The sequence below is a fragment of the Flavobacteriales bacterium genome (genome assembly GCA_016779935.1).
Taxonomy (GTDB): domain Bacteria; phylum Bacteroidota; class Bacteroidia; order Flavobacteriales; family UBA7312.
The window spans coordinates 84,061-100,583 of sequence record JADHMQ010000005.1 but is presented as its reverse complement, the minus strand read 5'-3'; the positions used below and the strand labels follow the sequence as shown (position 1 = coordinate 100,583).

General features: G+C 35.4%; 32 protein-coding genes. All 32 read left to right on the top strand.

Features of this window, described 5'->3' with window-relative positions; all coding sequences use genetic code 11:
- The coding region (locus ISP73_04425) for a T9SS type A sorting domain-containing protein (protein ID MBL6657833.1) at positions 1-291 on the top strand (291 nt) is incomplete at its 5' end.
- A gap of 162 nt (positions 292-453) precedes the next feature.
- Positions 454-828 (top strand): 30S ribosomal protein S12, encoded by a 375-nt coding sequence (locus ISP73_04420; protein MBL6657832.1) that lies wholly within the window; start codon positions 454-456, stop codon positions 826-828.
- A 25-nt stretch (positions 829-853) separates the two neighbouring features.
- Complete coding sequence (gene rpsG, locus ISP73_04415) at positions 854-1,324, top strand: 30S ribosomal protein S7 (protein MBL6657831.1); 471 nt, start codon at positions 854-856, stop codon at positions 1,322-1,324.
- 4 nt (positions 1,325-1,328) lie between these two features.
- Positions 1,329-3,440 (top strand): elongation factor G, encoded by a 2,112-nt coding sequence (gene fusA, locus ISP73_04410; GenBank protein ID MBL6657830.1) that lies wholly within the window; start codon positions 1,329-1,331, stop codon positions 3,438-3,440.
- Between the two features lie 13 nt (positions 3,441-3,453).
- Entirely contained in the window at positions 3,454-3,759 is a 306-nt protein-coding gene (gene rpsJ / locus ISP73_04405) for a 30S ribosomal protein S10 (GenBank protein MBL6657829.1), read from the top strand.
- Positions 3,760-3,793: 34 nt separating this feature from the next.
- Complete coding sequence (gene rplC / locus ISP73_04400; protein MBL6657828.1) at positions 3,794-4,411, top strand: 50S ribosomal protein L3; 618 nt, start codon at positions 3,794-3,796, stop codon at positions 4,409-4,411.
- Positions 4,411-5,037 carry a 50S ribosomal protein L4 gene (gene rplD / locus ISP73_04395; GenBank protein MBL6657827.1) on the top strand — a complete coding sequence of 209 codons (627 nt, stop codon included), beginning with the start codon at positions 4,411-4,413 and terminating at the stop codon, positions 5,035-5,037. Before rplC ends, rplD begins: the two co-directional genes overlap by 1 nt.
- A gap of 4 nt (positions 5,038-5,041) precedes the next feature.
- Positions 5,042-5,332, top strand: coding sequence for a 50S ribosomal protein L23 (gene rplW / locus ISP73_04390; protein ID MBL6657826.1), 291 nt, complete (start codon positions 5,042-5,044; stop codon positions 5,330-5,332).
- 12 nt (positions 5,333-5,344) lie between these two features.
- Positions 5,345-6,172: a 50S ribosomal protein L2 gene (rplB, locus tag ISP73_04385; protein MBL6657825.1), complete on the top strand. Its 828-nt coding sequence runs from the start codon at positions 5,345-5,347 to the stop codon at positions 6,170-6,172.
- Positions 6,173-6,180: 8 nt separating this feature from the next.
- The gene (rpsS, locus tag ISP73_04380; protein ID MBL6657824.1) at positions 6,181-6,450 is read left to right on the top strand and encodes a 30S ribosomal protein S19; all 270 of its coding nucleotides are present in this window, start codon (positions 6,181-6,183) and stop codon (positions 6,448-6,450) included.
- A gap of 5 nt (positions 6,451-6,455) precedes the next feature.
- Positions 6,456-6,869 (top strand): 50S ribosomal protein L22, encoded by a 414-nt coding sequence (rplV, locus tag ISP73_04375; protein MBL6657823.1) that lies wholly within the window; start codon positions 6,456-6,458, stop codon positions 6,867-6,869.
- Positions 6,869-7,579, top strand: a complete 711-nt coding sequence (gene rpsC, locus ISP73_04370; GenBank protein MBL6657822.1) for a 30S ribosomal protein S3 — start codon at positions 6,869-6,871, stop codon at positions 7,577-7,579. The genes rplV and rpsC overlap by 1 nt, the downstream gene beginning before the upstream one ends.
- A gap of 25 nt (positions 7,580-7,604) precedes the next feature.
- Positions 7,605-8,027 carry a 50S ribosomal protein L16 gene (rplP, locus tag ISP73_04365; protein MBL6657821.1) on the top strand — a complete coding sequence of 141 codons (423 nt, stop codon included), beginning with the start codon at positions 7,605-7,607 and terminating at the stop codon, positions 8,025-8,027.
- A 10-nt stretch (positions 8,028-8,037) separates the two neighbouring features.
- Positions 8,038-8,241: a 50S ribosomal protein L29 gene (rpmC, locus tag ISP73_04360; protein ID MBL6657820.1), complete on the top strand. Its 204-nt coding sequence runs from the start codon at positions 8,038-8,040 to the stop codon at positions 8,239-8,241.
- Between the two features lie 7 nt (positions 8,242-8,248).
- Positions 8,249-8,500 (top strand): 30S ribosomal protein S17, encoded by a 252-nt coding sequence (gene rpsQ, locus ISP73_04355; protein ID MBL6657819.1) that lies wholly within the window; start codon positions 8,249-8,251, stop codon positions 8,498-8,500.
- A gap of 1 nt (position 8,501) precedes the next feature.
- Positions 8,502-8,870 (top strand): 50S ribosomal protein L14, encoded by a 369-nt coding sequence (rplN, locus tag ISP73_04350; protein ID MBL6657818.1) that lies wholly within the window; start codon positions 8,502-8,504, stop codon positions 8,868-8,870.
- Between the two features lie 12 nt (positions 8,871-8,882).
- Positions 8,883-9,206, top strand: coding sequence for a 50S ribosomal protein L24 (gene rplX, locus ISP73_04345; GenBank protein MBL6657817.1), 324 nt, complete (start codon positions 8,883-8,885; stop codon positions 9,204-9,206).
- Positions 9,206-9,751: a 50S ribosomal protein L5 gene (gene rplE, locus ISP73_04340; protein ID MBL6657816.1), complete on the top strand. Its 546-nt coding sequence runs from the start codon at positions 9,206-9,208 to the stop codon at positions 9,749-9,751. Before rplX ends, rplE begins: the two co-directional genes overlap by 1 nt.
- Positions 9,752-9,754: 3 nt before the next feature.
- Positions 9,755-10,024 carry a 30S ribosomal protein S14 gene (rpsN, locus tag ISP73_04335; protein ID MBL6657815.1) on the top strand — a complete coding sequence of 90 codons (270 nt, stop codon included), beginning with the start codon at positions 9,755-9,757 and terminating at the stop codon, positions 10,022-10,024.
- Positions 10,025-10,045: 21 nt separating this feature from the next.
- Positions 10,046-10,438: a 30S ribosomal protein S8 gene (rpsH, locus tag ISP73_04330; protein ID MBL6657814.1), complete on the top strand. Its 393-nt coding sequence runs from the start codon at positions 10,046-10,048 to the stop codon at positions 10,436-10,438.
- A gap of 23 nt (positions 10,439-10,461) precedes the next feature.
- Positions 10,462-11,016 carry a 50S ribosomal protein L6 gene (gene rplF, locus ISP73_04325; GenBank protein ID MBL6657813.1) on the top strand — a complete coding sequence of 185 codons (555 nt, stop codon included), beginning with the start codon at positions 10,462-10,464 and terminating at the stop codon, positions 11,014-11,016.
- Between the two features lie 20 nt (positions 11,017-11,036).
- A complete protein-coding gene (gene rplR, locus ISP73_04320) occupies positions 11,037-11,378 on the top strand; it encodes a 50S ribosomal protein L18 (GenBank protein ID MBL6657812.1) in 342 nt (113 codons plus the stop codon).
- A 12-nt stretch (positions 11,379-11,390) separates the two neighbouring features.
- A complete protein-coding gene (rpsE, locus tag ISP73_04315; protein MBL6657811.1) occupies positions 11,391-11,903 on the top strand; it encodes a 30S ribosomal protein S5 in 513 nt (170 codons plus the stop codon).
- Between the two features lie 12 nt (positions 11,904-11,915).
- Positions 11,916-12,098, top strand: a complete 183-nt coding sequence (rpmD, locus tag ISP73_04310) for a 50S ribosomal protein L30 (protein MBL6657810.1) — start codon at positions 11,916-11,918, stop codon at positions 12,096-12,098.
- Between the two features lie 20 nt (positions 12,099-12,118).
- On the top strand, positions 12,119-12,568 hold the full coding sequence (rplO, locus tag ISP73_04305; protein ID MBL6657809.1) for a 50S ribosomal protein L15: 450 nt from the start codon (positions 12,119-12,121) through the stop codon (positions 12,566-12,568).
- Between the two features lie 9 nt (positions 12,569-12,577).
- Complete coding sequence (secY, locus tag ISP73_04300) at positions 12,578-13,963, top strand: preprotein translocase subunit SecY (GenBank protein ID MBL6657808.1); 1,386 nt, start codon at positions 12,578-12,580, stop codon at positions 13,961-13,963.
- 10 nt (positions 13,964-13,973) lie between these two features.
- Positions 13,974-14,750 (top strand): type I methionyl aminopeptidase, encoded by a 777-nt coding sequence (map, locus tag ISP73_04295; GenBank protein MBL6657807.1) that lies wholly within the window; start codon positions 13,974-13,976, stop codon positions 14,748-14,750.
- A gap of 2 nt (positions 14,751-14,752) precedes the next feature.
- Positions 14,753-14,968 (top strand): translation initiation factor IF-1, encoded by a 216-nt coding sequence (infA, locus tag ISP73_04290; GenBank protein MBL6657806.1) that lies wholly within the window; start codon positions 14,753-14,755, stop codon positions 14,966-14,968.
- Between the two features lie 5 nt (positions 14,969-14,973).
- Positions 14,974-15,090, top strand: coding sequence for a 50S ribosomal protein L36 (gene rpmJ / locus ISP73_04285; protein ID MBL6657805.1), 117 nt, complete (start codon positions 14,974-14,976; stop codon positions 15,088-15,090).
- Between the two features lie 16 nt (positions 15,091-15,106).
- Complete coding sequence (rpsM, locus tag ISP73_04280; protein ID MBL6657804.1) at positions 15,107-15,484, top strand: 30S ribosomal protein S13; 378 nt, start codon at positions 15,107-15,109, stop codon at positions 15,482-15,484.
- Between the two features lie 10 nt (positions 15,485-15,494).
- Positions 15,495-15,878: a 30S ribosomal protein S11 gene (gene rpsK / locus ISP73_04275; protein MBL6657803.1), complete on the top strand. Its 384-nt coding sequence runs from the start codon at positions 15,495-15,497 to the stop codon at positions 15,876-15,878.
- Positions 15,879-15,904: 26 nt separating this feature from the next.
- Positions 15,905-16,507, top strand: a complete 603-nt coding sequence (rpsD, locus tag ISP73_04270; GenBank protein MBL6657802.1) for a 30S ribosomal protein S4 — start codon at positions 15,905-15,907, stop codon at positions 16,505-16,507.
- The last annotated feature ends 16 nt before the right edge of the window (positions 16,508-16,523 follow it).

Sequence of the window (16,523 nt, the reverse complement as noted above, 5' to 3'; positions counted from 1 at the left end):
GTGACTAGAGACTTCACAAAGGTTGGATTAGATGAGTTTAGCAGTATGGATGTATTGATTTATCCAAATCCTGCGAGAGATTACTTTACAGTGGATCTATTGGGAAATAGTAATGATAATGAGTATACCTTTAAACTAAAGGATTCCAGAGCACGAGTATTACGAGAGTCTACCATCACTAATTCTATAGTAATAGAAAGAGGTGATTTAGCTTCTGGAATATATTTTATTTCCGTTGAAAATGGAACTAAAATAATACGTCAAAAAATACTTTTTGCTGAAAAAAAATAACATTAAGTATATCAAATACAAACTTTTGAGGCACTCACATAAATTTATGTGAGTGTTTTTTTTATGAAAAAAAGCCTAAATTCTATTTGATAGTTAAGAAAAATGATTAGATTTGCACCCCCTAAAAACGGGGTTTTAACTAGAAACAAAATATGAAATAGTATGCCAACTATTCAACAATTAGTAAGAAAAGGAAGGACTAGAATCACGAAAAAGTCCAAATCTATAGCGTTAACAAGCTGTCCGCAAAGACGTGGAGTTTGTACGAGAGTTTATACAACTACTCCTAAAAAGCCGAACTCAGCAATGAGGAAGGTTGCTAGGGTAAGATTGACCAACGGAAACGAGGTTAATGCTTATATTGGTGGTGAAGGTCACAACTTGCAGGAACACTCAATTGTGCTTGTGAGAGGTGGTAGAGTTAAGGATTTGCCGGGTGTACGTTATCACATCGTGAGAGGTGCTTTAGACACTGCCGGTGTTGACGGAAGAACTCAGCGAAGATCTAAGTATGGTACTAAACAACCAAAAAAATAATTTAGCTTTTTAAGAATAAATAATAATGAGAAAAAGTCCAGCTAAAAAAAGAAGATTGTTGCCAGACGCAAAGTTTAACGACACTATGGTAACACAGTTCGTTAACAATATGATGTTAGACGGCAAGAAATCTACAGCGTTCAAAATATTCTATGATGCACTTGAAACGGTAGAAAATCGAGTTGATGATGTATCTGCTCTTGAAGTATGGAAGAAAGCAGTTGAAAATGTAACTCCTGCGGTGGAAGTAAGAAGCCGTAGAATTGGAGGTGCTACTTTTCAGATACCACAGCCTATTAGAGATTCTAGAAAATTATCTATGGCTATGAAATGGATGATAGGTTATGCTAGAAAGCGAAACGATAAAAGTATGAGTCAGAAATTAGCTGCTGAAATTGTTGCTGCGTACAAAGAAGAGGGTGCTGCATTCAAGAAAAAACAAGATACTCACAGAATGGCTGAAGCTAATAAAGCATTCTCACACTTTAGATTCTAAGAAAATGGCAAAAAGAGATTTAACATATACAAGAAATATTGGTATTGCAGCTCACATTGATGCTGGTAAGACTACTACTACTGAGAGAATTTTATACTATGGTGGTGTAAGTCACAAGATTGGTGAAGTGCATGATGGTGCTGCTACTATGGACTGGATGGAGCAAGAGCAAGAAAGAGGAATTACCATTACTTCTGCCGCTACTACTCTTAACTGGAACTACAGAGATAAAGATTATCATGTTAATATTATTGATACTCCAGGTCACGTTGATTTTACAGTTGAAGTAAACCGTTCATTAAGAGTATTAGATGGTTTAGTATTCCTATTTAGTGCAGTTGATGGTGTAGAGCCGCAATCTGAAACTAACTGGAGACTAGCTGACAATTACAATGTTCCTAGAATTGGATTCGTAAATAAAATGGATCGTCAAGGTGCTGACTTTTTGAATGTATGTAAGCAAGTAAAAGAAATGCTTGGTAGTCATGCATTGCCTCTGCAAATTCCAATTGGTAATGAAGATAACTTTAAAGGAGTTGTTGATTTAATCAACTTTAAAGGTATTGTTTGGAATGAAGAAGATATGGGTATGACTTTTGAAGAAATCGACATTCCTGCCGATGTTATTGATGAAGCAAGAGACTATAGAGGAAGACTTCTAGAAGCAGTTGCTGAATTTGACGACACATTACTTGAAAAGTATTTCGAAGATGAAAACTCATTAACTGAGAGAGAAATCCTTGATGCTTTAAGACAAGCAACCATTGGTGGTAAGGTAATACCAATGATGTGCGGTTCAGCTTTCAAAAACAAAGGTGTTCAAGCAATGTTAGACATGGTGATGGAAATTCTTCCATCTCCAATTGACACAGAAGCAATTACAGGTACAAACCCAAGAACAGAAGCGGAAGAAAGTAGAAAACCTTCAATTGAAGAGCCGTTTGCAAGTTTAGCATTTAAAATTGCTACCGACCCTTATGTGGGAAGATTATGTTTTACAAGAGCATACTCAGGCGTACTTAATTCTGGTTCTTATGTATTAAATACAAGAACAAGCAAGAAAGAACGTATTTCTAGAATATTCCAAATGCACGCTAACAAGCAAAATCAAATTGACAGCCTACAGGCAGGTGATATTGCTGCATTAGCTGGATTTAAAGATATTAGAACTGGTGATACGTTATGTGCTGAAAATGCACCTATTGTATTAGAATCAATGGATTTCCCAGATCCGGTAATTGGTATTGCTATCGAGCCTAAAACTCAAAAGGATATGGATAAATTAGGCGTAGCTTTAGGAAAGCTTGCTGAAGAAGATCCAACATTTACAGTTAAAACGGATGAGGATTCAGGTCAAACTATTATATCAGGTATGGGTGAGTTACATCTTGATATTATCATTGACCGTTTAAAAAGAGAATTTGGTGTTGAATGTAATCAAGGTGCTCCAAAGGTGGCCTACAAAGAAACGATTACATCATCAGTTACAACTCGTGAAACATATAAGAAACAATCTGGTGGTAGAGGTAAATTTGCCGATATGCAATTTGAATTATCTCCAGTTGATGAAGACTTCGAGGGCGAAGGTTTACAATTTGTTGATCAAATTAAAGGAGGTTCAATTCCAAAAGAATTTATCCCAGCTATCGAAAAAGGATTTAAACAAGCAATGCAAAATGGTGTTTTAGCAGGTTACGAAGTTGATACATTAAAGGTCAGACTATTTGATGGTTCATTCCATGATGTGGATTCTGACCAGTTATCGTTCGAGATATGTGCCAAACTAGCATTTAAAAATGCTTGTAAACAAGCTAATCCTGTACTTCTTGAACCAATTATGAAAGTTGAAGTTGTTACACCAGAACAAAACATGGGTGATGTTGTAGCTGACCTTAACAGAAGAAGAGGTATCATGCAAGGTATGGATTCGAGAAATGGTGCAGAGGTTGTAAAAGCTCACGTGCCACTTTCAGAAATGTTTGGATATGTTACAACTTTGAGAACAATTACATCAGGTAGAGCAACATCTACTATGGAGTTTTCACATTTTGCACAATGCCCTAACAATGTTTCTGAATCAGTAATTGCAGAAGTAAAAGGATTAAAACAAGCATAAATTCATTAAAATAATGAGTCAAAAAATAAGAATCAAGCTTCAATCGTATGATCACAATCTAGTAGACAAGTCTGCTGAGAAGATTGTTAAAACTGTAAAATCAGCCGGTGCTGTAGTTAGTGGGCCAATTCCATTGCCAACACACAAGCTTATATATACTGTTTTACGTTCACCTCACGTAAACAAAAAGTCTAGAGAGCAATTTCAATTGTGCGCTCATAAAAGATTGATGGATATTTATTCTTCATCATCTAATACCATCGATGCGTTGATGAAATTAGAGCTTCCAAGTGGAGTTGATGTTGAAATAAAAGTATGATAGTTTAAATTAAGAAAACTAAAAGACAATAAAAATGTCAGGAATAATTGGAAAAAAAATAGGTATGACCAGCATATATGATGCTAATGGAAAGAACATTCCATGTACTATCATTGAAGCTGGACCATGCGTAATTACTCAGGTTAAGACTCCTGAGACGGATGGTTACAGTGCCTTACAGCTTGGTTTTGAAGACCAAAAAGAAAGTAGAGTTAACAAACCTAAAATGGGACATTTTAACAAATCTAAATCTACACCTAAGAAAAAATTAGTTGAATTCAGAGATTTTGATGGCGACTATAACTTAGGAGATTCGGTGTCTGTTGATATTTTCGAAGAAGGTGAATACGTTGATGTTGCTGGTACTTCAAAAGGTAAAGGGTTTCAAGGTGTTGTTAAAAGATATAACTTTAGAGGTGTAGGTGATGCTACACACGGTCAGCACAACAGAATGCGTGCTCCAGGTTCTATTGGTGCTGCATCTTACCCTGCTCGTGTATTCAAAGGGATGCGAATGGCAGGACAAATGGGTAACAAGAGAGTCAAAGAGACCAACCTTATGGTAATGAAGGTTTTTCCTGAAAAGAACTTATTAGTTGTTAAAGGAGCTGTACCAGGAGCAAAGAATTCATACGTAATTATTGAGAAATAATGGAATTAGCAGTATATAATATAAGCGGAAAAAAGACTTCTAAAACAGTGAAGTTGGATAAAAATATATTTGGTATAGAACCTAATAACCATGCCGTATATCTTGATGTAAAGCAGTATTTAGCTAATCAACGTCAAGGAACACACAAGGCAAAGGAAAGAGGTGAAATTACTGGATCAACCAGAAAAATTAAAAAGCAGAAAGGTACAGGTACTGCTCGTGCTGGTTCAATCAAAAACCCATTATTCAGAAGTGGTGGTAGAGTATTCGGTCCACAGCCAAGAGACTACGGTTTTAAATTGAACAAGAAACTAAAAAGAGTGGCTCGTATATCTGCGTTGTCTCAAATGGCAAAAGATAAAAACATTACTGTATTAGAAGATTTCAATTTTGATACTCCTAAAACAAAGCAGTATGTCGACATGCTTTCAAATTTTGAGTTAGATGGAAAGAAAACTCTTTTGATTTTGGATAAACCAAATCAAAATATCTATTTATCAGCAAGAAATTTAGAAAGAACACACGTTACAACTTCAACAAACTTGAATACTTACCAAATTATGAATGCAGGTAATATTCTTATGGTTGAAAGTTCTGTTAAAGAAATAGAAAACATTTTAAGTTAAGACGATGAGTATTTTAATAAAACCTATCATAACTGAGAAAATGACTGCCGCAAGCGAAGAATTCAATCGCTATGGTTTTGTTGTTGATAGAGCTGCAAACAAAATTCAAATTAAGGGAGCAGTTGAAGAAGCGTATGGTGTTACAGTTGATTCTGTAAGAACTATGAATTACGCAGGTAAATCAAAAAGTCGTTTTACTAAAGCTGGAGTAATTAGCGGACGTACAAGCCACTTTAAGAAAGCTATTGTACAGCTTGCAGAAGGAGATACTATTGATTTTTATAGCAACATCTAATTAAGATATAAGATGGGATTAAGAAAACTAAAACCAACCACACCTGGACAACGTTTCAAAGTAGTAAATGACTTTGAGCAGTTGACAATTGGAAATAAACCAGAGAAATCATTGATTTCTAAAAAGTCAAAATCAGGTGGTAGAAATAATACCGGTAAAATGACTATGCGCTACTCTGGTGGTGGTCACAAAAAGAGATACCGTGTTATTGATTTTAAAAGAAATAAGTTTGGAATACCTGCAATAGTAAACACTATTGAGTATGATCCAAACAGATCAGCGTTTATTGCTTTGTTAAACTATGTTGATGGTGAAAAGAGATATATTGTTTCTCCTAATGGTTTAAAAGTTGGTCAGACTGTTGTTTCAGGAAAAGATGCTCCCCCTGAAGTAGGCAATGCATTATTCCTTTCTGAGATACCACTTGGTGCAACAATTCATAATATTGAATTAAGACCAGGTCAAGGTGGAGTACTTGTAAGAAGTGCTGGTGCATATGCACAACTTATGGCAAGAGACGGTAAGTATGCTATTATCAAATTAGCTTCAGGTGAAGTTAGAATGATTTTGCAAACCTGTTTAGCAACAATGGGTTCAGTATCAAACTCGGAGCACAGTTTACAGAACTCTGGAAAAGCAGGTCGTAGCCGTTGGTTAGGTAGAAGACCAAGAACAAGACCAGTAGCGATGAACCCTGTTGATCACCCAATGGGAGGTGGTGAAGGTAGAGCATCTGGAGGTCATCCAAGATCAAGAAAAGGTATACCAGCTAAAGGGTTTAAAACTCGTGCTAAGAAAAATAACTCTAACATTTATATAGTCGAAAGACGTAAAAAATAAATTAGGCTATGGCTAGATCATTAAAAAAAGGTCCATATATACACTTCAAACTTCAGAAAAAAGTTGAAGAGAATGTTTCCTCAGGAAAAAATAATGTTATCAAAACTTGGTCACGTTCGTCAATGATTTCACCAGAATTCGTTGGTCAAACAATTGCAGTCCATAACGGTCGTCAGTTTATTCCTGTTTTCATTACTGAAAATATGGTAGGACACAAGTTAGGTGAGTTTTCTCCTACTAGGACGTTTAGAGGCCACTCTGGTAACAAGAAAAAATAATTGAAATGGGAGTAAGAAAAAGAAATACAGCTCAAGAGTTAAAAGAGGCAAGAAAAAACGTTGCCTTTGCTAAGCTTAACAATTGCCCTACATCACCAAGAAAAATGAGATTAGTTGCTGATATCATTAGAGGTGAAAATGTAGAGAAAGCATTAAATATTTTAAGATTCAATGCAAAAGAAGCTTCTGGTAGATTAGAAAAATTATTGATGTCTGCTATAGCTAATTGGGAATCTAAAAACGAAGGTTCTAAAATAGAAGATAGTAACCTTTTTGTTAAAGAAATAACTGTTGATAGTGGTAGAATGTTAAAACGTGTTCAGCCTGCACCACAAGGTCGTGCACATAGAATTAGAAAAAGATCTAATCATGTTACCCTCGTATTAGGAAGTAGAACACAAGAAAACCAAGATTCATAATGGGACAAAAGACAAATCCAATAGGCAATAGATTAGGATACATCAAAGGATGGGATTCTAACTGGTATGGTGGAAGAAACTACGGCGATAAAATTGCTGAAGACAGTAAAATTCGTCAGTATGTAGGCGTAAGACTTTCAAATGCAAGTGTTGCAAGAGTTGTAATCGAAAGAACACTTAAGATGGTTACAGTTACTATCCATACTGCACGACCTGGAATTATTATTGGTAAAGGTGGGCAAGAAGTTGATAAGTTAAGAGAAGAGCTTAAGAAAATCACCAAGAAAGAGGTTCAAATTAACATCTACGAAGTAAAGCGTCCAGAGCTTGATGCAACATTAGTAGCTGCTAGTATCGCTCGACAAATCGAAGGAAGAATATCTTTCCGTCGTGCTATCAAAATGGCAGTTGCAGGAACCATGAGAATGGGTGCAGAAGGAATTAAAGTAAAGATTTCTGGTCGTTTGAATGGCGCTGAAATGGCTCGTTCAGAAATGTTTAAAGACGGAAGAACTCCACTTCACACTTTTAGAGCTGACATTGATTATGCTTTAGAAGAAGCACACACAACATACGGAAGAATTGGTATCAAAGTGTGGATATGTAAAGGAGAAGTTTATGGCACAAGAGATTTATCACCAAACGTTGGTTTATCAAACAAGCCAAAGGGAATGAAACCTGGTGGAAAATTTAAGAGAAAAAGAAAATAATTTAGTTTAAAAGCGTAATACAGATATGTTACAGCCAAAGAAGACAAAGTTTAGAAAGATGCAAAAGGGCAGAATGAAAGGAAATGCCCAAAGAGGTCACCAGTTGGCTTTCGGATCTTTCGGAATAAAAGCATTAGAAGAAACGTGGATAACTGCTCGTCAGATTGAAGCTGCTCGTATTGCTGTTACCCGTTATATGAAAAGACAGGGTCAAGTTTGGATTCGTATTTTTCCAGACAAACCTGTTACTTCAAAGCCTGCAGAGGTAAGGATGGGTAAAGGTAAAGGTGCTCCTGATTATTGGGCTGCAGTTGTAAGGCCTGGTAGAGTACTCTTCGAATGTGATGGAGTCTCTCATGAAATAGCTCAAGAAGCTTTGCGTCTTGCAGCTCAGAAGTTACCAATTAAAACAAAATTTGTCGTACGTAGAGACTACGTTGAGGCTTAAAAATTTAGTAATGAAACAATCAGTAATTAAAGAAAAGACAACTAACGAACTCGAAGATCTTTTAGGATCTGAGAAAGCTCGTTTAGAAAAAATGAGAGTAAATCATATGGTATCTCCTTTAGAGAATCCAAAGCAAATTACTTTCGCTAGAAAAACTGTAGCTAGAATTCTAACTGAGTTGAAATCTAGAGAATTAAACGAAGTTCAAAACTAATAAGGAAATGAGAAACCTCAGAAAGGAAAGAATAGGTGTTGTAACTAGTGACAAAATGGATAAGTCTGTTGTTGTTTCTGTTACAAGAAGAGAAAAACACCCTCTCTATGGAAAGTTTGTTATGAAAACAAGCAAGTTTACTGCTCATGATGAAAAGAATGAATGTAACCCAGGAGATACAGTAAAAATTATGGAAACCCGTCCAATCAGTAAAAACAAATGTTGGAGGTTAGTTGAAATTATAGAAAGAGCTAAGTAAAATGATACAACAAGAAAGTAGATTAAAAGTAGCCGACAATTCTGGAGCTAAAGAAGTTCTTTGTATTAAAGTTCTAGGTGGAACTAAGCGAAGATATGCTTCTATTGGTGACACTATTGTGGTAACAGTTAAAGATGCAATCCCTTCAGGTAATATTAAAAAAGGTACCGTTGCTAAAGCTGTTGTCGTAAGAACAAGAAAAGAAATTCGTCGTCCAGATGGTTCATACATTCGTTTCGATGATAACGCTTGCGTATTGTTGAACCCAACAGGTGAAATGAGAGGTACACGTATATTCGGACCTGTTTCAAGAGAATTGAGAGATAAGCAATTCATGAAGATTGTTTCATTAGCACCTGAAGTGCTGTAATAAAAAATAATTATGTCGAAGTTACACATAAAGAAAGGAGATACTGTAAAGGTAATTGCAGGAAACTCAAAAGGTCAAGAGGGCAAAGTAATTGAGGTTTTAGTTGCAAAATCTAGAGCACTTGTTGAGGGTGTTAATATGGTTTCAAAACATACTAAACCTAATGCTGCAAATCCTCAAGGTGGTATAATAAAACAAGAATCATCTATTCATATTTCTAATCTTATGGTTGTTGACCCAAAATCTGGAGAAGCAACTAGAATTGGTAGAAAAATAGATGAGAAAACAGGAAAATTAACTCGTTATTCTAAAAAATCAGGGGAGGTAATTAAGTAATGTATACACCTAGATTAAAATCAAAATATTCAGAGGAAATCGTAGCAAGGCTACAAGAAAAGTACTCTTACAAATCAGTAATGCAAGTGCCAAAACTTGTTAAAATCTGTCTAAACCAAGGGTTAGGTGATGCCGTTTCTGATAAGAAAATGGTTGACCAAGCTTGTAGTGAAATGACATTGATTACTGGTCAGAAAGCTGTTGCTACGAAATCAAAAAAAGATATCTCTAACTTTAAGTTAAGAAAAGGTATGCCAATTGGAGCTCGTGTAACACTTAGAGGAGACAAAATGTTTGAATTCTTAGACAGATTGATTACATCTTCTTTACCTAGAGTACGTGACTTCAGAGGAATTAACGCTAAAGGTTTTGACGGTAGAGGAAATTATAACTTAGGAATTAAGGAGCAAATCATTTTTCCTGAAATCGATATTGATCAAGTAAACAAAATTACTGGTATGGATATCACCTTTGTTACTACAGCAACTACTGATGACGAAGCAAAAAGTTTATTAACCGAATTTGGTTTACCATTTAAAAAATAAATTATGGCAAAAGAATCAATGAAAGCAAGAGAAGTGAAGCGCCAAAAGTTGGTTGAGAAGTATGCTGAGAAAAGAGCAGCTCTCAAAGCAGCCGGTGATCACGAAGCACTTCAGAAACTTCCTAAGAATGCGTCTCCTGTTCGTTTACACAATAGATGTAAATTAACTGGTCGTCCAAAAGGATACATGAGACAATTTGGAATCTCTAGGGTAACTTTCAGAGAAATGGCAAATCAGGGACTAATCCCTGGTGTTAAAAAAGCAAGTTGGTAATTTTTTACTCAATATAAAGATATGTATACAGATCCAATAGCAGATTACTTGACGCGAATTAGAAACGCTTCAAAAGCAGGGCACAAAGTTGTTATGATTCCTTCTTCAAACACAAAGAAGGAAATGACAAAGATTTTGAAAGATAAAGGTTATATCTTAAACTATAAGTTTGAAGAAGATAACAAACAAGGGATGATTAAAATCGCTCTAAAATACAATGGTTCAACTCCAGCTTTCGAAAAGATTGAGAGAATCAGTAAGCCTGGTTTAAGAAAATATGCAAACAAACAAACTATGCCAAGAGTCCTTAACGGATTAGGTATAGCAATATTATCAACATCAAAAGGTGTTATGACAGACAAGGAAGCAAAAAACCTTAATGTTGGTGGTGAAGTTTTATGTTACGTTTATTAATATATTTTAATTAGAGATATAAAATGTCTAGAATAGGAAACAACCCAATTACATTGCCACAAGGAGTCACTATCTCCAAAGGTGAAAACAACACCTTTGTTGTAAAAGGTAAGTTAGGGGAATTAACTAAAACTTTTCATCCTGATATGGATGTTAAAGTAGAAGAAACATCAGTTGTTGTAGCACGTCCATCTGACAGTAAAGAACATAAGTCATTTCATGGACTAACACGTTCTTTAATCAACAACATGATTATAGGAGTTAACGAAGGATTTAAAAAACAACTAGAACTAGTTGGTGTAGGATATAGAGCCAGTAATTCAGGACAAAAACTGGAACTAGCTTTAGGTTTTTCGCACAATGTTATATTTGAAATTCCTTCTGAAGTAAAGGTTGAAACACTTTCTGAAAAAGGGCAAAACCCAACCATTACATTAACGTCAACTGACAATCAATTATTAGGGGTTGTTGCCGCTAAAATTCGTTCACTAAGAAAACCTGAACCGTACAAAGGGAAAGGAATTAAATTTGTAGGAGAACAATTGAGAAGAAAAGCTGGTAAAACTTCTGCTAAGTAATAGAAATAAAAAATAAGAAAATGGCATTTTCAAAAGATTCAAGAAGAAGAAAAATTAGAAAAAGAATTAGAGCAACTATTTCTGGCTCAGCACAGACGCCAAGACTTGCGATATTCAGAAGTAATAAAGAGATATACGCTCAAGTAATAGATGATATTAGTGGTAATACTCTAGCTGCTGCATCTTCGAAAGAGGTTCAGGGAACAAAAATTGATCAAGCTACAGAGGTAGGTAAGTTGATTTCTGAGAAGAGTCAAGCTGCTGGTATTTCAAATGTCGTATTTGATAGAGGTGGTTATCTATACCATGGTAGAGTGAAAGCTCTAGCCGAAGGTGCACGTGAATCAGGATTAAAATTTTAAGAATTTATATACATGTCAAACATCAAAAAAGTAAAAGCAAGCGACATTGAGTTAACGGATAGGCTAGTTGGTATCCAACGAGTGACTAAAGTAACTAAAGGTGGTCGTACATTCAGTTTTTCTGCAATAGTTGTTGTAGGAGACGGAAATGGAATTGTAGGTCATGGCCTAGGAAAGTCGCAAGAAGTTACTGTCGCTATCAGTAAAGCTATTGATTCAGCAAAGAAAAATTTAGTTAAAGTATCTATTCATAAAGGCACTATTCCACATGAACAAGAAGCTAAGTTTTCAGGCTCTCAAGTTTTAATTAAGCCAGCATCAAACGGTACTGGAGTAAAGGCTGGTGGTGCAATGCGTGCTGTTCTTGAAAGTGCAGGTGTTCACGATGTATTAGCAAAGTCTAAAGGTTCATCCAACCCTCATAACCTTGTTAAGGCTACAATGAAAGCATTAACTGATTTAAGAAGCCCTAAGCAGGTAGCTAATCAAAGAGGTGTGAATGTAGAAACAGTTTTTAACGGATAAAAAAATAAACTGATGGCTAAAATCAGAGTAACACAAGTAAAAAGTAAAATCGGACGACCAGAGAGTCAAAAAAGAACAATTTTGGCATTAGGTCTAAAGAAAATTAATCATAGTGTAGAGCACGAAACTACTCCTCAAGTGTTAGGAATGGTAAAAAAAGTTGCTCACCTATTGAAGGTAGAAGAAGTAAAATAATTTAAGTTTTAAAGAAAACTATGGATTTAAGTAATCTAACTCCTGCAAAAGGGTCAATAAAAAATAGAAAAAGAATCGCTAGAGGTGAAGGTTCTAAAAAAGGTGGTACTTCTACAAGAGGTCACAAAGGAGCTAAATCTAGATCTGGTTATTCAAGAAAGATTGGTTTTGAAGGTGGTCAAATGCCACTTCAAAGAAGAGTTCCAAAGTTTGGATTTACAAACCCAAACAGAAAAGAATTCAGAGGTGTTAATTTACACACACTTCAATCTTTAGTTGACAACAAAAAAATAAAAGATACTATTGACTTAGATGTTTTAATTGCAAACGGTCTAGCTCATAAAAACGATTTAGTAAAAATATTAGGAAGAGGTGAATTAAAAGCTAAACTTAATATTACTGTTCATGGTTTTTCCGCTACAGCAAAGTCTGCAATCGAATCAGTTGGAGGTACAGCAACTACTTTGTAACGAATAAATATGAAAAATTTAATCACTACATTAAAGAATATTTGGAAGATTGAGGAACTAAGAAATCGTATCTTAGTAACTCTTGGATTTATCCTCATATATAGATTAGGAGCACAAGTCCCACTTCCTGGTATTGATGCAAGGGTTTTATCTGCTGCCAATGAAGCTAGTGGTGGACCTGATGGATTATTGGGTCTATTAAATTTATTTACGGGTGGTGCTTTTGCACAAGCTTCAATATTTGCACTTGGTATCATGCCATATATTTCTGCATCTATTGTAATTCAGTTAATGGGTATAGCAGTACCTTATTTCCAAAAGTTACAGAGAGAAGGTGAAAGTGGAAGAAGAAAAATCAACAATATTACACGTTATTTAACTATTCTTATTACTGGTTTCCAAGCACCAGGATTTATATCTAACCTTAAGAGTCAGTGGCTTAACAAGCCCATTGAGCTTGCAGATGGAACTATTGGTTATGTATTTGTGAATAACGAAGCTACATTCTTTTTCTCTATCATGTCCATCATTGTTCTAGTAACAGGAACCATGTTTGTAATGTGGTTAGGAGAAAAAATTACAGATAGAGGTATCGGTAATGGTATTTCAATAATCATTATGATTGGTATTATTGCAGCATTACCAGGATCATTATTTGCTGAGTTTGCTACATCATTAGAAAGTCAAGGTGGTGGATTAGTTATGTTCCTCATAGAAATCCTTGCTCTAATGCTTGTGATACTCGTTAGTATATTACTAGTCCAGGGAACACGAAGAATACCAGTCAATTTCGCTAAGCGAGTAGTTGGTAATAAACAATACGGTGGCGTTCGTCAATACATCCCACTAAAAGTTAATGCATCTGGTGTAATGCCAATTATATTTGCTCAAGCTATTATGTTTGTTCCCATTACCTTAGTTGGATTTTCAGAATCAGAAGCATTGCAAGGATTTGCAGCTGCTTTTACTGATTTCGCAGGATTTTGGTACAACCTAGTATTCTTTTTCATGGTTGTAATTTTCACATATTTTTACACAGCTATTACTGTTAATCCAAAACAAATGGCTGATGATATGAAAAAGAATGGAGGATTTATACCAGGTGTAAAACCTGGACGTAAGACAGCAGAGTTTTTAGATGACGCAATGTCAAAAATTACTTTGCCTGGCTCTTTATTTCTAGCATTTGTGGCTATTCTTCCAGCATTTGCTATGCAGTTTGGAGTTAACCAAGGATTCGCTCAGTTTTATGGCGGAACCTCATTATTAATTATGGTAGGGGTAGTGTTGGATACACTACAGCAGATTGAAAGTCACTTATTAATGCGTCATTATGACGGATTAACAAGTACTGGAAGGATAAAAGGAAAGTCATCTGGAATGATGGCACAATAAAACGGATTCGATGATCTTTTTAAAGACCGACGAAGAAGTTGAATTGATAAGAAAAAGTTCTTTACTTGTTGCAAAGGCACACGCCGAAGTTGCCAAAATGATTGAGCCCGGAGTTAGTACTCTAAAACTTGATCAACGTGCTGAAGAGTACATAATGGATAATGGAGGCGTACCAGCTTTTAAGGGATACAATGGGTTTCCGAACACATTGTGTATGTCACCAGACAGTCAAGTGGTGCATGGTATTCCGAATGATGAACCTTTAAAAGAAGGCTCAATACTTTCGGTAGATTGTGGAGTTTTGATGAATGGATTTTATGGTGACTCTGCTTATACCTATGCTATTGGTAGTATAGATGCAGAAACTCAAAAGCTACTGGACGTGACCAAAGACAGTTTGTACAAAGGAATTGAACAAGCTGTTGTGGGTAACCGAGTTGGAGATATCAGCTATGCGATACAGCAATTCGCAGAATCTCATAAATACGGAGTTGTTCGCGAGTTAGTTGGACATGGTGTGGGTGAACATTTACATGAAAGCCCGGAAGTGCCGAATTATGGTAAAAGAGGACGTGGTCCTAAGTTACAAGATGGATTAGTCATTGCGATAGAACCAATGATTAATTTGGGAGTTAAAAATATCCGTCAACATTTAGATGGATGGACAATAACTACCGCAGATAACAAACCTTCTGCACATTTTGAACACACTGTAGTTGTAAGACAAGGAAAAGCGGATATTTTATCAAGCTTTGAATGGATTGAGAAAGAATTGAATAAAAAATAAATATGGCCAAACAGGCACACATAGAACAAGATGGAGTAATAACTCAAGCACTCTCAAACGCAATGTTTAGAGTGGAACTTGAAAATGGGCATATTATTACAGCTCATATTTCAGGTAAAATGAGAAAATTTTACATCAAATTGTTACCAGGAGACAAAGTTAAATTAGAAATGTCTCCATATGATTTAACAAAAGGAAGAATAACTTACAGATACTAAGAAAAATGAAAGTTAGAGCATCATTAAAAAAGAGAAGTGAAGATTGTAAAATTGTTCGAAGAAAAGGACGATTATACGTTATCAATAAAAAGAATCCTAAGTTTAAACAACGTCAAGGTTAATTTTAAAAAATAGTAAATGGCTAGAATTGCAGGTATAGATTTACCAAAAAACAAAAGAGGTGTTATAGGACTTACCTATATTTTCGGTATAGGTTCGACCGTAGCTAAACAGATTTTAGATAAAGCTGGTATTGATCACAGTGTTAAAGTTCAAGACTGGAACGATAAGCAGCTTTCAGACATTCGTCAAATTATAGGTGACGAAATTAAAGTTGAAGGTGAGCTACGTTCTGAAACACAAATGAACATTAAGCGTCTTATGGATATAGGATGTAACAGAGGTATTAGACATAGAGTTGGTTTACCTTTAAGAGGTCAGCGTACCAAGAACAATTCCAGAACTAGAAAAGGAAGAAGAAAAACAGTTGCTAATAAAAAGAAAGCTACTAAATAATCACTGAAATATGGCTAAATCAAATCAGAAGAAAAGAACTGTAAAAGTTGATGCTGTTGGACAAGCTCACATTCAAGCGACGTTTAACAACATTATTATTTCACTAACCAATAATCAAGGTCAAGTAATCTCTTGGTCTTCAGCTGGTAAAATGGGATTTAGAGGTTCAAAGAAAAATACTCCTTATGCTGCACAAACAGCTGCACAAGATTGTGCAGGTAGAGCACACGAAGCAGGTTTAAGAAAAGTAAAGGTATATGTTAAAGGACCTGGAGCTGGAAGAGAATCTGCTATTAGAACTCTCCATAATAATGGAATAGTAGTAACTGAAATTGTTGATATTACACCAATCCCTCACAATGGATGTCGCCCTCCTAAAAGAAGAAGAGTTTAATTTATTAAGCATAAACAAGCAAAAAAATGGCAAGATATAGAGGTCCTCAATCAAAAATTGCAAGACGATTCAACGAACCAATCTTCGGTCCTGATAAAGCATTGGAAAGAAAGAATTATGGTCCAGGTCAGCACGGTAACAACCGTAGATCTAAAAAATCGGAATATGCTGGTCAGTTAGCTGAAAAGCAAAAAGCTAAGTATACTTATGGTATTTTAGAAAAGCAATTTTCTAACTTATTTAAAGAAGCTACAAGAAGAAAAGGTATTACAGGTGAAATTTTATTACAATTGTGTGAAACTCGCCTAGATAATATCGTATATAGGCTAGGAATAGCCCCAACACGAAGAGCAGCAAGACAATTAGTTACGCACCGTCACATAACAGTAAATGGTCAAATAGTTAATATACCATCATTTTCAGTTAACGTAGGCGATAATGTAGCTGTTCGTGAAAAATCAAAATCACTAGAAGTTATTTCTAACTCTCTAGTTAATTCAACTGATAAGTGTGAATATGTTGAATGGAATTCTGACCTTATGTCTGGTAAGTTATTAGTATTACCACAAAGAGAGCAAATTTCAGAAAATATTAAGGAACAACTGATTGTTGAATTATATTCTAAATAATAACTAAAACAAGCTT

What these genes read in the sequence shown, in the direction of transcription:
- rpsJ (MBL6657829.1), top strand. Translation starts at nt 3,454, where the DNA reads ATGAGTCAAAAAATAAGAATCAAGCTTCAATCGTATGATCACAATCTA.
- rpsN (MBL6657815.1), top strand. Translation starts at nt 9,755, where the DNA reads ATGGCAAAAGAATCAATGAAAGCAAGAGAAGTGAAGCGCCAAAAGTTG.
- map (MBL6657807.1), top strand. Translation starts at nt 13,974, where the DNA reads ATGATCTTTTTAAAGACCGACGAAGAAGTTGAATTGATAAGAAAAAGT.
- rplC (MBL6657828.1), top strand. Translation starts at nt 3,794, where the DNA reads ATGTCAGGAATAATTGGAAAAAAAATAGGTATGACCAGCATATATGAT.
- rplP (MBL6657821.1), top strand. Translation starts at nt 7,605, where the DNA reads ATGTTACAGCCAAAGAAGACAAAGTTTAGAAAGATGCAAAAGGGCAGA.
- rpsD (MBL6657802.1), top strand. Translation starts at nt 15,905, where the DNA reads ATGGCAAGATATAGAGGTCCTCAATCAAAAATTGCAAGACGATTCAAC.
- rplO (MBL6657809.1), top strand. Translation starts at nt 12,119, where the DNA reads ATGGATTTAAGTAATCTAACTCCTGCAAAAGGGTCAATAAAAAATAGA.
- infA (MBL6657806.1), top strand. Translation starts at nt 14,753, where the DNA reads ATGGCCAAACAGGCACACATAGAACAAGATGGAGTAATAACTCAAGCA.
- fusA (MBL6657830.1), top strand. Translation starts at nt 1,329, where the DNA reads ATGGCAAAAAGAGATTTAACATATACAAGAAATATTGGTATTGCAGCT.
- rpsK (MBL6657803.1), top strand. Translation starts at nt 15,495, where the DNA reads ATGGCTAAATCAAATCAGAAGAAAAGAACTGTAAAAGTTGATGCTGTT.
- rplW (MBL6657826.1), top strand. Translation starts at nt 5,042, where the DNA reads ATGAGTATTTTAATAAAACCTATCATAACTGAGAAAATGACTGCCGCA.
- rpsG (MBL6657831.1), top strand. Translation starts at nt 854, where the DNA reads ATGAGAAAAAGTCCAGCTAAAAAAAGAAGATTGTTGCCAGACGCAAAG.
- rpmD (MBL6657810.1), top strand. Translation starts at nt 11,916, where the DNA reads ATGGCTAAAATCAGAGTAACACAAGTAAAAAGTAAAATCGGACGACCA.
- ISP73_04420 (MBL6657832.1), top strand. Translation starts at nt 454, where the DNA reads ATGCCAACTATTCAACAATTAGTAAGAAAAGGAAGGACTAGAATCACG.
- rplF (MBL6657813.1), top strand. Translation starts at nt 10,462, where the DNA reads ATGTCTAGAATAGGAAACAACCCAATTACATTGCCACAAGGAGTCACT.
- rplD (MBL6657827.1), top strand. Translation starts at nt 4,411, where the DNA reads ATGGAATTAGCAGTATATAATATAAGCGGAAAAAAGACTTCTAAAACA.
- rpsH (MBL6657814.1), top strand. Translation starts at nt 10,046, where the DNA reads ATGTATACAGATCCAATAGCAGATTACTTGACGCGAATTAGAAACGCT.
- rpmJ (MBL6657805.1), top strand. Translation starts at nt 14,974, where the DNA reads ATGAAAGTTAGAGCATCATTAAAAAAGAGAAGTGAAGATTGTAAAATT.
- rpsC (MBL6657822.1), top strand. Translation starts at nt 6,869, where the DNA reads ATGGGACAAAAGACAAATCCAATAGGCAATAGATTAGGATACATCAAA.
- rpsE (MBL6657811.1), top strand. Translation starts at nt 11,391, where the DNA reads ATGTCAAACATCAAAAAAGTAAAAGCAAGCGACATTGAGTTAACGGAT.
- secY (MBL6657808.1), top strand. Translation starts at nt 12,578, where the DNA reads ATGAAAAATTTAATCACTACATTAAAGAATATTTGGAAGATTGAGGAA.
- rplV (MBL6657823.1), top strand. Translation starts at nt 6,456, where the DNA reads ATGGGAGTAAGAAAAAGAAATACAGCTCAAGAGTTAAAAGAGGCAAGA.
- rpsM (MBL6657804.1), top strand. Translation starts at nt 15,107, where the DNA reads ATGGCTAGAATTGCAGGTATAGATTTACCAAAAAACAAAAGAGGTGTT.
- rplB (MBL6657825.1), top strand. Translation starts at nt 5,345, where the DNA reads ATGGGATTAAGAAAACTAAAACCAACCACACCTGGACAACGTTTCAAA.
- rpsS (MBL6657824.1), top strand. Translation starts at nt 6,181, where the DNA reads ATGGCTAGATCATTAAAAAAAGGTCCATATATACACTTCAAACTTCAG.
- rplE (MBL6657816.1), top strand. Translation starts at nt 9,206, where the DNA reads ATGTATACACCTAGATTAAAATCAAAATATTCAGAGGAAATCGTAGCA.
- rplX (MBL6657817.1), top strand. Translation starts at nt 8,883, where the DNA reads ATGTCGAAGTTACACATAAAGAAAGGAGATACTGTAAAGGTAATTGCA.
- rplN (MBL6657818.1), top strand. Translation starts at nt 8,502, where the DNA reads ATGATACAACAAGAAAGTAGATTAAAAGTAGCCGACAATTCTGGAGCT.
- rplR (MBL6657812.1), top strand. Translation starts at nt 11,037, where the DNA reads ATGGCATTTTCAAAAGATTCAAGAAGAAGAAAAATTAGAAAAAGAATT.
- rpmC (MBL6657820.1), top strand. Translation starts at nt 8,038, where the DNA reads ATGAAACAATCAGTAATTAAAGAAAAGACAACTAACGAACTCGAAGAT.
- rpsQ (MBL6657819.1), top strand. Translation starts at nt 8,249, where the DNA reads ATGAGAAACCTCAGAAAGGAAAGAATAGGTGTTGTAACTAGTGACAAA.